The 12,500-nt window shown below is 34.6% G+C and carries 12 protein-coding genes; 8 read left to right on the top strand and 4 right to left on the bottom strand.

Annotated features, from left to right (window positions below):
* Window positions 1-282 precede the first annotated feature (282 nt).
* On the top strand, window positions 283-1,272 hold the full coding sequence (locus H4J69_RS16120) for a permease (RefSeq protein ID WP_182231040.1): 990 nt from the start codon (window positions 283-285) through the stop codon (window positions 1,270-1,272).
* Window positions 1,273-1,295: 23 nt separating this feature from the next.
* Window positions 1,296-1,532, top strand: a complete 237-nt coding sequence (locus H4J69_RS16115) for a thioredoxin family protein (RefSeq protein WP_182231041.1) — start codon at window positions 1,296-1,298, stop codon at window positions 1,530-1,532.
* A 122-nt stretch (window positions 1,533-1,654) separates the two neighbouring features.
* On the opposite strand, the gene H4J69_RS16110 is transcribed toward H4J69_RS16115, so the two are convergent.
* From H4J69_RS16110 to H4J69_RS16095, 4 genes are all read right to left on the bottom strand, one after another.
* Window positions 1,655-2,065: a hypothetical protein gene (locus H4J69_RS16110; protein WP_182231042.1), complete on the bottom strand. Its 411-nt coding sequence runs from the start codon at window positions 2,063-2,065 to the stop codon at window positions 1,655-1,657.
* Window positions 2,066-2,137: 72 nt separating this feature from the next.
* Window positions 2,138-3,151, bottom strand: coding sequence for a glycosyltransferase family 2 protein (locus tag H4J69_RS16105; RefSeq protein ID WP_182231043.1), 1,014 nt, complete (start codon window positions 3,149-3,151; stop codon window positions 2,138-2,140).
* Window positions 3,141-4,421 (bottom strand): oligosaccharide flippase family protein, encoded by a 1,281-nt coding sequence (locus H4J69_RS16100; RefSeq protein ID WP_259367769.1) that lies wholly within the window; start codon window positions 4,419-4,421, stop codon window positions 3,141-3,143. Before H4J69_RS16100 ends, H4J69_RS16105 begins: the two co-directional genes overlap by 11 nt.
* Before the next feature lie 192 nt (window positions 4,422-4,613).
* Window positions 4,614-6,080: a sigma-54 dependent transcriptional regulator gene (locus tag H4J69_RS16095; RefSeq protein WP_182231315.1), complete on the bottom strand. Its 1,467-nt coding sequence runs from the start codon at window positions 6,078-6,080 to the stop codon at window positions 4,614-4,616.
* A gap of 306 nt (window positions 6,081-6,386) precedes the next feature.
* Here H4J69_RS16095 and H4J69_RS16090 point away from each other — a divergent pair, with 306 nt between their 5' ends.
* From H4J69_RS16090 to H4J69_RS16065, 6 genes are all read left to right on the top strand, one after another.
* Entirely contained in the window at window positions 6,387-7,679 is a 1,293-nt protein-coding gene (locus H4J69_RS16090; RefSeq protein WP_182217055.1) for a response regulator, read from the top strand.
* Window positions 7,680-7,694: 15 nt separating this feature from the next.
* Window positions 7,695-8,240: a heme NO-binding domain-containing protein gene (locus tag H4J69_RS16085; protein ID WP_182217053.1), complete on the top strand. Its 546-nt coding sequence runs from the start codon at window positions 7,695-7,697 to the stop codon at window positions 8,238-8,240.
* A gap of 1 nt (window position 8,241) precedes the next feature.
* Complete coding sequence (locus H4J69_RS20385; protein ID WP_182217051.1) at window positions 8,242-9,192, top strand: ATP-binding protein; 951 nt, start codon at window positions 8,242-8,244, stop codon at window positions 9,190-9,192.
* Window positions 9,193-9,489: 297 nt separating this feature from the next.
* Window positions 9,490-10,221 (top strand): hypothetical protein, encoded by a 732-nt coding sequence (locus tag H4J69_RS16075; RefSeq protein WP_182217050.1) that lies wholly within the window; start codon window positions 9,490-9,492, stop codon window positions 10,219-10,221.
* Between the two features lie 186 nt (window positions 10,222-10,407).
* Window positions 10,408-11,703, top strand: coding sequence for a WecB/TagA/CpsF family glycosyltransferase (locus H4J69_RS16070; protein ID WP_182217048.1), 1,296 nt, complete (start codon window positions 10,408-10,410; stop codon window positions 11,701-11,703).
* The gene (locus tag H4J69_RS16065) at window positions 11,703-12,383 is read left to right on the top strand and encodes a sugar transferase (protein ID WP_182231046.1); all 681 of its coding nucleotides are present in this window, start codon (window positions 11,703-11,705) and stop codon (window positions 12,381-12,383) included. Before H4J69_RS16070 ends, H4J69_RS16065 begins: the two co-directional genes overlap by 1 nt.
* The last annotated feature ends 117 nt before the right edge of the window (window positions 12,384-12,500 follow it).

The raw sequence follows: 12,500 nt of genomic DNA, 5'->3' as shown, positions 1-12,500 counted from the left end.
CTTTGCCTAACGTCTAAAATAGCGCAAAGGGAAAATATCGATCCTCAACGAACTCACCTACTAATACTACCGTCTTTTTATCGGCAGTAATTAGCGACAACCTGACTTAAGTCAAAGTATAACAACGCTGTACTATTATAATAATGAGTATATCAATCGCTTATTATTGTCTTTTATCGGTTTAAATTTTACCGTCAATGCTGTTTAAAACCGTGTTACAAAATCTATACTACCTTAGCGAACTTATTTTATTACTTATTATCCACCTCGATAGGACAGCTTATGTTTGAGATATTTACCGATTTAGCCACATGGTTAGTTGTTGATATATTTGGTTTATCTAGAACAACAAAACTAGGCGATGCCCTTCATTTTTTTATCGAAGACACCACTAAGATATTCTTTTTGTTATTGATAATGATCTACGCTATTGCTTTATTAAGAGCGTCAATGAATGTTGAAGGTATTCGTGATTACTTAGCCGGTAAACATTCAGGGGTTGGTTATTTACTTGGCTCAAGTTTTGGCGCAATAACGCCGTTTTGTTCTTGCTCGAGTATTCCGGTATTTTTGGGTTTTACATCAGCAGGGATCCCTGTAGGTATAACGATGTCATTTCTCATTACATCACCACTGATAAATGAAGTAGCAGTATTGCTGTTACTTAGTTTATTGGGATGGAAATTTACCCTGCTTTACATTGTGGTTGGGATGTCTGTTGGCATATTAGGCGGTATTTTTCTTGATGCCATAAAAGCTGAACGTTGGTTGCAATCTTTTGCCGCCAAAGCGTTACAACGCGGTCAAAACACGGTAAGAGTTAAAGCTAAACAATCTGCAATATTATCGTTAAAACAAAGGCATACTTTTGCAAAGGAAGAGCTCAGCGAAATTTTTGGACGAGTATGGAAATGGGTCATCGTAGGTGTAGGGTTAGGCTCAGCTTTACATGGTTTTGTTCCCGACGGTTGGATTCAAGCGCATTTAGGCGATGGGCAATGGTGGTCAGTCCCTTCTGCAGTTTTACTTGGCATACCTTTATATTCTAATGCGACTGGTGTTATTCCTGTCATGGAAAGTTTACTTAAACAAGGTCTTCCTGTAGGTACCACACTGGCTTTTTGTATGAGTACTGTAGCTGCAAGTTTTCCTGAATTTATCTTATTAAAGCAAGTCATGCAGTGGCGGTTATTGACGATACTTTTTATTCTATTGCTTATTGCATTTACTTTAATTGGTTGGACATTTAATTTTTTAAGCCCTTTTATTTAACACCTAACTAAAGAGAAAATATTATGATAGAAATAAAAGTACTGGGTACTGGCTGTACTAAATGTATAAAGACTGTTGAAAAAATTTCTAAAATAGCCAAAGAATTAAATATTAATATTCAGGTAATAAAAGAAACAGACCCTGAAGTTATTATGGAATATGGCGTAATGACTACCCCAGCAGTTTTAATTAATGATGTTAATGTGCATAGCGGTTCTATCCCAGACAGAGATACTATTCAGTCATGGTTAATCAACTAAGAGTCTCTGGCAAGTGATACATATGGCTTGATAACTAACAGATAGCGTTATCAAGCTGTAAGCAATGTTATTTAAAAATCTATCATTATGCCTGTTAAAGCATTTACTTTGCGTGAAAATAGCTAGAAAAGACTTTTGAGGGCGTCCCAAAGACCTAAAGATTCATTTGGAAACAAATCTATTCCTAACCATGATTTAAATAAATAAATTAACAAAAACACACAACCAATCATGGCTAAACCGAAGACGAATATAAATAATAAAAACATAGCAAAAGCAATAAAACGTTCAGTGTGTGTAAGCCCCCTTCTATTAACACCCACTAGAAAAACAATATAGAAACTCCAAGGGAGAAAAGGCAATGCTAATGTAGGTCTAAAATCTACATTGTGACTTCGCCAGTCCTGAGTACTAATGCTTTTTTGTAATGCTTTACGTTGTTTATAAGTGAAACTTTCTGCAACAGATTTATCCATGCCACTTAATAGCTGATTAACTTTTGAGTTATCATCTGATTTATTAATACGCGCCATAGTGCCTCTAAATAAATATTATGAGTAGTACAAGAACTGATATAGATTATAGGTCTTCATTACATTTTAACCTTATTGTTTAATTGAACTATTGCCAAAATTTAACATGGCAAACTTCTCAATTCGTCGATATAGCTTGCTCGGTAAAAACTTTAACCAAGCACAGCCTAAGGTCATTATCGTGCGACTAGGCTCTTGAAAAAGGATCCTGTAATTACAAAATATTGCTTGATGGATAAGCTTAAAAGCTGTCAGTTTACTTTCAGACTGTATCGCCCGTCTGGCTAAATAACGAAGCTGGTATGCCCTTGCTAAACTATAAAACTGTTTGAAAAAAGTTGGATCAGAAGCTTGGTTTAGCATAACGGCATGTTGCCAGCTTGAATACTGCTTATCAACATCTGCTGAAAGGCCAGTATCGTTAACACGATAATAAGTTAAAGGTTTGGCAATACCAGCAAATTTCCATGTAGTGGTTAATGCTATGCGAGTCCATAATTCGATATCTTCAGATTGTCTCAAACTTTCATCAAAATACATTTTTCGATATTTATCTCTTTTAACACCAAAATAGCCAATTTCTGCTAATAACGCTCTTCTAATCACTGGCGATGAGCCATTACCTACAGGATTACGACAAAAAATATGTTGTTTAGTTATATTGCTAAGCTTGGGAAATTGACCAACACCCAAAAGTACGCCTTCTTCATTAATAAACAATGACGGACAGTAACTTACTCCTACCTTAGGGTTCGCTGATAGGTGCTTAATATGCTTAGCTAATTTATCTTTAGCCCAATAATCGTCAGCATCGAGTAAAGCAACATATAAACCACGAGCCGCATCTATACCGGTATTTCTTGCGCCAGACAAACCTCGATTAGTTTGATGAATGATTCTAATTCTAGGGTCTGTAAATTGATTCACTTTATTTAAGGTATCATCAGTACAACCATCATCCACTAAAATAATTTCAAAATGATGATAGGTTTGCTTAAGAACGCTATTGATACTTTGTTCAATATATTTTCCAACGTTATACATTGGAATAATAACTGATACTATTGGAACTGCATTAGATTTCATGTGATTTTTTCCTATTAAATAAAGTACGTAGGTTATAATTTAAGGGTTTAAGAACATTAATTAAGTAAAGCGGGATCAAGCAAAATAGACTGCTAAAAAAGATAACAACAGCAAATTCCATTGGCTCTTTTGGCACCATAATAATGAGCGTGAGTAAAGAAACTAACAGGCAAACTAAACGAGTAAAGGTTTCAAGGTGGTATTGCTCTGTTGCCCGTTGAAAACAACAAGCAATATCAATAATTAAGTTTGGTAATGCCACTAAGCATAATATTGTGATGATAGGTACAGCAGACGACCATTTATCGTCGAACAGAATCGGTACATAAATAGGAGCGATTAAAGCCTGAAAAACGAATAAAAAACCAATAGATAATGAAAGAGCAAATATTTTCTTTTGTTGTGCTAATAGCTGCCCTTGTCGAGCTAACTTGCAAATATAAGGATATAAAGCAGCCATATAAACTTGATTAATTGACTGACTTAAACCTACCCCAGCATTTTTTGCAAAACTATAAAAACCAAAAAGCTCGGGGGTTAGTAACTTACCGGCAATAAAAGTATCGGCATGAACTCGAATCCCTCGTAAAAATTCTGTATTAAAAAGCTTACCTGATGTTCTTAACATCTGCTTGATTACAGTTTTATCAAAACCAATGCCATATGATTGAACCGGTGCGAATGAAAATAACAACAACCAAAATAGCGAAAAGGCGATTTTACCCAAAGCAACAGCAAAGATGTCAGCTCCAAGCAAAGCCGCTACCGCTATAGATACATTTTCGATGATGACACAAACACCATTTCTGATACTAAACCAGCGCATTTTATTATCGCGCTGCAACAAAAATATTTTTACACTCACCCAAGGATAAAGCAGATAAATAACAGCCATTATTTTGAGTAATGAGGCAATGTCATCATTGTCATAAAGTGACGATAGAAAGTCTGCAGAGCTCCACTGACCTACAGCGATAGTGAGACAGATAGCCCATTGGATGACGATACCACTTTTTGCAAAACTAGCGACTTGCGCTTGTTTGCAGTTAATAATTTGACTACCTACACCGGCTCGTAATATTAATGCAAAGACATCATGAAAGGCCAGCGCTAACATAGCGGTACCATAAGAGATTGGCGATAATTGCGCGGCAAGTACAACAATAGTGAAAATTCTGGAGACTTTAGCAACAAACTCGGCACTCAGTAACCAAATAGCATTTGATAACAGCTCAATTACCGAATTAAATTGCGTTCTTAATAAAGACATTAACTGCACTAGAACACTCCTGAATTATCATTGTTAAATCGTTAACAATGATACCTTCAAGTTTCGTTCCAATATTTAAGTTATTTTAATCAACTGATTATTATAAGTTTTATTTTACACTTAGGTGTTGAACTGATAATAATTTGCACTTTGAAAAAAAACACCAGCACTTTTTGCAAATTAAAAATGGTATTAATCTAGCGCTGGTACTTGCCATTGCTGAATTTTTCGATAAAGCGTTGATGGACTCACACCTAGTTCTCTGGCCGCTTTGACGATGTTATCTTCACACAATGAAACCGCTTGTTCAATGGCATGCTTTTCGACATCAGCTAAGGTAATTATTGAAGGTGTTAAATTAGCTGTATTGGGCATAGGTGTCTGCATATTAATATCATCTTGTGCCGAGACAACCGCTTTTTGCGCAGGGGGTGTTGCAAGAACAGCTTGCTTAAACTGCCGACCAAGTTGCTGAACAATCACTTGTTCAGAAATTAAGGGTCCTTCAGACATAATTGTTGCACTATGAATAATATTTTGCAGTTGCCTAACATTACCTGGCCAAGAGTACGATGTAATTAATGCCTCAGCATTAGTTGAGAAACCCGCAAAAACTTTTTCTTCCATTTTGCTAAAGTGGCTTAAGAAATATTCGGCTAACTTCACAATATCACTACCACGTTCATTTAGTGCGGGTAACGCAATAGAAATAACATTGAGCCGATAAAAGAGATCTTCACGTAGTTTCTTTTCATCAATGGCAACTTGAGGGTCTCGATTGGTTGCACTGATAAAACGAATGTCTACTTTTTCTTCTTTACCGCTACCGACCTTTTGAAAACAACCTGTTTGAATAAAACGTAATAATTTAGCCTGTAAACTGATATCCATCTCACCAATTTCATCAAGAAATAAGCTGCCGCCGTTGGCCAATGATGCTGCACCGTCACGATTAGAAACAGCACCAGAAAATGCTCCTTTGATGTGACCAAAAATTTCTGATTCCATCAATTCTGAGGGTATAGCGGCACAGTTGAGCGCAATAAAAGGCCCATTTTTTCTTTTACTTAAACGATGAATAGCCTGTGCAGCAACTTCTTTTCCTGAGCCACTAGGCCCAGTAATAAATACAGAGGCACTGCTAGGTGCGCTTTGTTCGATACAAGAATAAACAAATTGCATCGGAATTGAATCGCCAATAAAGCCTTCAAATTTTGCTTTGTGATATTTTTGGTATTGATCAATCGTTCTTCGCATTAAGGTACGTTCAGCAAGTATATTCTGGAGCTGTAATGCTTGCTTTAACTTAACAATAAGTTCGAAGTTATCCCAAGGTTTATGTAAAAACCCCCAAATGTGCCCTGAATTAACCGCATTAAGTACCGTATCCATGTTGTCACATCCGGTTAAAACAATACGAACAGTTTCAGGTGAAATTTGAGCAACTTGTTCAAGTAATTGATTGCCGTTCATATTGGGCATGTTGATATCAGAAACAATGACATCAACATGACATTCTTTAATCACCTCAAGTGCTTCACCGCCGCTAGCAGCCGTTAAAATAGTAGCATCCACTTTGCTCGCAATACGTTGAAGCGATCTTAAAATAGCGGGTTCATCGTCAACAAATAAAATGACCGATTTATTCAAATTTTGCATTTCTTCCCTTAAAATAAGCACTAAAGCCCAATAAATTTTCTATAAAACAGTGTTGCATTTAGCTATAACTATTTTTTATTCCACATGTAAAACTTAATGTATCGCCTTAACAATTACAAATGTTGTTAAGGTAAATTGACTTATTAATTATAATAATATCAATAATTTTTGAATAAATAACCGTTATAACTATAATATATGTTTGTTATTTATCACTATAAAGTAAAAAATAGATAATATAGTGGTCGTTATAATTAACATCATTAAAACTATTTATTTCAGTTGTAAAATTTGTAGGGAAAGATTATGTCAGATAGTAGTACCCAAAATGCTTTGTATTCAGATATGACTGTTTTATGTGTTGATGATGAACGAATTATACTCAGGACTTTGCAACGTTTATTTCACCGCAAGTCATATAATGTCATTATTGCTAATAGTGCTATAAACGCACTAGAGATTTTAGAGAAAACGCCCGTAGACATCGTTGTTTCTGATATGAGAATGCCTGAAATGGACGGCGCAGCGTTATTAGAAATACTGGCTAATTCACACCCAGATACTTATCGAATAGTATTAAGTGGTTATGCTGATTTTGAATCAACCGTGGCAGCAATTAATTTAGGTAAAATCAATCGTTTTATTAATAAACCCTGGAATAATGATGAGCTAATTAATGCTGTTGAAGAAGGTTTGGAGATCACCCATTTAAAAAAGGAAAACCATAATTTAAAACGTAAAATTGAAAAGAAAAATAAATTACTTAAAAGTTTAAATCATGACTTAGAAGGAAAAGTAAATTTACGCACCAAACAAATTAGAACGTCATTAACAAGAAATGAACAAGACAATAAAGCCTGTGAGAAAATGTTATTTAACTTCATTGCGATCAGTCCTGATCTTAATGCTGATTTTGCGAAAAATGTAGCACAATTAGCCGGCCGATTAGGAGAAAAGCTCTGTCTAGATAAAGAAGCATTGCATGATATTCGCTTATCAGGTTTTCTCAACGAAATTGGATTGTTAGGGTTTGATTCAACCATTGTTTGTACCCCCTTTGATTTACTCAATTTCGAACAAAAAAAGATTTTTTTGACTCAGGGAGATATTGCTCAACAAATACTTTCACCAGCGCAACGTTTAAATGGTGTAAAAGCAATACTAACCTATCAATTTCATTCACTAGCAGAACTAAAAAATAAAGTTAATAGTAAAACATTGCTTGCCTGTAAAATAATAAGTGTTGCAAGAGATTATTGGCGATTTTCTTGCGGTAAGATTGATGTTAAAAGGCTAGATCATAAGCAAGTACTGGTCGCGTTAAATAAATCGAAAGGTATGAAATATGCCAAAGAAGTTTTAGATATATTAATGGCCAACCCCGAATTAGTTATAGATAATATTTCTGAACAGGGCTTAACGACACGACAACTTTTACCCGACATGGTATTAAAACATGGTTTATTTTCTGCAAATAACTTACTTATTCTAGCTGAAGGTCATGAATTTACCGAACACACAATTAATAAGTTGATTGAATACGAGATTAATCAAAAACACCAATTTACGATTGTTATTGAACCGTTATCATTATCATAATTTAAGGAAATTAACATGCAAGGTTCTATATTCACCACATTTTCCGAAATGGTCATTGAAAAAATGGGCATGTCGGTATGGAATGAGTTGTTAGATAAAGTAAAACCAAATTCTGAAGGTATTTATACTAACGGTATGCAGTATGAAGACTCCGAAATAATGGCTTTTGTTGCTGAACTATCGACATTAACCCAAGTTGATCCGCCCACGTTAGTTCGCACCTTTGGTGAATATTTATTTATTCATTTATTTAATAGTAGCCCTGCTAACTTATCACATATTGATAATTTAAAAGATTTTCTCATTTGTATTGACGGTGTTATTCACAAGGAAGTCAAGCGTGTTTATCCTGATTCTTACTTACCCAGTTTTAAATACGATGAAAAACCTAATGGCGATTTAATTATGTTTTATCAATCTAAGCGCAAGTTGTGCCATCTTTCTGAAGGATTGATTGCGGGTGCTGCTCAACACTTTGAACAAGCTATTGTAATTGAACACCCTGAATGCATGCATGATGGAGCCGAAAAATGTAAATTAGTAATATCTTTCAAGGATTAATATGACTGAAGAAGACGCGTATAAAACAGCCTATATCCGCGAAAAAAAGGCACGACAGTTGGCAGAAAAGCTACTTGAAGATAAAACACGACAATTATACGATAATGTTTTAAATCTTGAAGGGGTTGTTGCTGAATTAAAAACAACTCAAGCACAACTTATCCAGTCAGAAAAGATGTCTTCACTGGGACAACTTACGGCTGGTATTGCGCATGAAATTAATAATCCTATTGCTTACTCATACAGCAACCTCTTTTATTTATCTGAAAACATTACTGAATTTTTTAAACTCGACAAAATTATACAAGATAATTTACCTCTCAAAGATAACGTTGACTCAATGTTGCAACAATATCAAAGTATGCGTAAAGAAATTGATGCTGACTATTTAATAACTGACATCCCTTCTCTTTTAGCCGATACCATTGAAGGAGTAGAGCGCGTAAAAAAGATAGTTAAAAATTTAAAGAAAATATCTTATAAAGGAGATGAAGCCTTTACCGCTTTTAGTATTAATGACTGTATTAAAGAATGCATAAAAGTATCTGCTAATGAAATAAAATACTCTATGACCATTAATCTTGAGCTTTCCGATTGTGGTGACGTTATGGGGCAGCCATATGATTTAAATCAGGTCTTTATTAACTTATTTATGAATGCTTCACATGCTTGCTCAACCAATGGGATATTGACTATTACAACAACCCAAGAGCAAGATAACGTCATTATTTACGTGCAAGATAATGGTAGAGGAATAAGTGAAGAAAATATCTTAAAAATATTTGATCCTTTTTATACCAGCAAACCTGTTGGTGAAGGTACGGGTTTAGGTTTGCCTATTTCACATGGCATCATTGAAAAGCATCACGGTACAATTACAGTTACGAGTGAGGTAGGTGTTGGTACATGTTTTAAAATACGCCTACCGCTTGCAAACCCACCGATTAACTAACACGCGAAACTTTTTTACCTAAACCAACTCTTTAACTATAAGGCGTTGGTTTAGTTTACTTTATTTACTAACCTAAACATGAATCTTTGTATCTTATAATATTTATCAACGTCAGTTCGCATTTTGCAAAAAAACCAAAAAAAAATCATCATTTATACCTATATAAAACCTTTTACTCGCTGCTAGCCTATTGGTAGAGGGGGTTATCAATAATGGAGTAGTTATTGCAGGTTACTTAGTTAAGTACTTTTCATAGGTAGAGAAGTTGATTAACCCATTTGCAGTAAGGGGACATTTATGTCCAATAAAACATTAGTACTCAGCATTGCCCTAAATGGTTACCAGTTAATGTATAACAAAGAACTAGCAACACACAAAAACTATGCAATAAAGCAAGGATACTACCATCAAGCGGTAACTCGGCCTTATATTTCTAAATTAGGCGTAGAGTGCTGTTGGCTTAAATTAACGCTAATACGAACAGCTTTACTCTCAGGATATGACACCGTTTTATTTTTAGATGCTGATACAGTGGTAAATGACAATTGCCCCGCTTTAAAAACAATAGTAGAAGATAAAAAATATATTTATATGGCAAAAGGATATTCTAATCGCTTTAATTCAGGAGTTCTCATTGCCTTGAATAATAAACAAACCATTGAATGGCTGACCAGTATTATTGATTCCAGACTTGCTCGCATACAAAAAATAAACAAGGTTGGCTGGGGTGAAAACGGTCATGTCATAGAATTAAGTAAAGGGGTGGATTTTATAAAAGAGCTCGAACAAAAATGGAATAATACCTTTGACTATGACTTAAGTGACTATATTAGACACAGCAATTGTGGTCCTATGCGCACCAGCATTATTAATAATCTATTTCATAAAATTGTTTTCTCTCTCTCTGCCCGCATACTAGCCTTTGTTAATAGAAAACAACTAACGTCAGTTAAAGCATGTAATGAAGACGACCTGTCGCGTGAAACAAATATTATCTTATCGCTTTATCCCAAATTAGTCTGTTGTTAGTATTTTAAGATATATTGCAAAATGATAATTTAATTTTTTATTTTGCAATTTAGTACTTCTCTTTTTTTGAACAAACAGCCCGCGACACAATAAAATCATTATAAAACAGCAAGATAAAATAAAAATCCAAGTTGGCACAACTTAAGCACTGTACACGTTAACTGATAATAATTTAGGTTAGCTGAAATGATAAAAACTAAATTTTCACTACAAACAATAACTCAATCGTCTACAGACTACGATGCTACTAAGCATCAATACTCTGGCAACATTGTCGATAAGCCTATAGCCCTGATCCTTATCTTAATACTGCTTCCCTGTTTCCTGTTAAATATAACCTTGGCGATAACGACAAGAAGAAACTTATTTTCAAAACAATATAAGACTGATGCCTTAAGCAGAAAGCTAACATTACACCGCTTTAGTTGTGGTCTTTGGGTAAAAACTGCAGTTTTGTTTGATATTTGTTTAGGTAAGATTTCTTTTTGCGGTATTCCCTTGACTCATCGACTTTCACCCGACATACAGTTTTGTGTGCTTAACAAAACTAACTGTAAAGCAGGAATTTTTAGTCTTTATGACTTGCACCTTAAAACAGGTTTAACGGTGATGACGCCCGAACAACTACTTGAACAACAACTCAATGGTAATTTAGCTGATTATCTAGCGCTGATGAGCAAAAGTTTTATCTCGATTATTATTTATGGCCAAAAAATTAAAAGACTTAAAGAATCTAAGTACTTATCTTTATTTGGTTTAGATGTTAACAATACTTCAATGGCGGAAGCTGTTGAATGGATAACATCTAGTGATATACCTGCAAGTAAAACAAAAATAGGTTTTTTTATTAATGCGCACTCCATTAATTTGTCGATTAGCAATCCAGCCTTCTTTAATCAGCTAACAAAAGCCGATGCATTGTTCGCTGATGGCTCTGGTATGAGATTAGCAGCAAAAAAAGCAGGATTCTTGCTTAATGGCAACAATAACGGAACAGATATGTTACCTCATCTTTGTAAAAACTGTGTTGAAAGTAGTCAATCTTTATATTTCTTTGGTGCTAAGCCAGGGATTGCAGATCAAGCAGCAAATGAATTAAGCGCTCAATTTCCAGGACTACAAATTGCAGGTACCGAACATGGTTATAACGGCACTGAGAGTACCCAAAAAATTATCACCGCAATAAATGATAGTGGTTGTGATGTTTTATTAGTTGCCATGGGTTCACCTATACAAGAACAATGGTTACTCGAGCACAGAGACCAATTACGATGTAAAACAGCATTAGCCGTAGGTGGGCTATTTGATTTTTATTCTGGCAATATTTCACGTTCACCGATGTGGTTAAGAGAAATGGGGATGGAGTGGATTTGGCGCTTAATGCAAGAACCTCGTGAAAAATTTAATCGTTATGTTATTGGTAACCCACTTTTTTTATATAGAACCTTTTTACTTGGCTTAGTAAATACCGGAGCAAAATAATGACTATTCAAATATTAAATAAAATTAAAAATCAGGCGTTATTGACTAAAACGCGCAAAGCTATTGTTATAAATTACCAACACAAAGGCATTCCAGTTATTTTACAGCAAAGTATTGCGCTACTTGCCTTAATACTGATTAGCCCAGTACTTCTAATTGTGATGATTTTAATTAAAACAGAAAGTCTGGGTGGTGCATTGTTTTCTCAAACTAGAGTGGGTGAAAATGGTCGACATTTTAAAATGTATAAATTTAGATCAATGTATTTAAAATCTGACCCACATTTTAAAGAACCAGACCCATCGCAAAGCTCGCGTGAAGGTGTTTGTAAGAAGTACATTAATGACCCTAGAATTACCAAAATTGGCCAATTTATTAGAAAGTATTCTATTGATGAGTTACCACAATTATTTAATATTGTTAGAGGGGATATGTGTTTAGTCGGTCCAAGACCCGCATTATCAATTGAAACTTATGAATATGATAACTTTATCCAACCAAGATTATTTACTAAGCCTGGATTAACCGGTTTATGGCAAGTATCTGGCCGCGCAGACACTAATTTTGAAGAACAATTACAGTTAGACAAATCTTACATTAAGCAACAAAGTTTTTTAATGGACTGTAAAATAATAGCCTTGACCATTCCCGCTGTATTAATGGCCAAAGGTGCTTATTAGTTTAAACAACCTATAACATTTAGCTAAAGTATAAATGGCTTAAAAATAACATTAAAGTGAATTGATTAACGCATAATCAATTCACTTTTTTATTTTTTATTTTTTATTTTTTATTTT

This window comes from Colwellia sp. BRX10-9, from assembly GCF_014077405.1.
In the GTDB taxonomy this organism is placed as follows: Bacteria; Pseudomonadota; Gammaproteobacteria; order Enterobacterales; family Alteromonadaceae; genus Colwellia_A.
The sequence above is the reverse complement of the archived record's forward strand: the minus strand, read 5'-3'. Positions and strand labels throughout refer to the sequence as shown.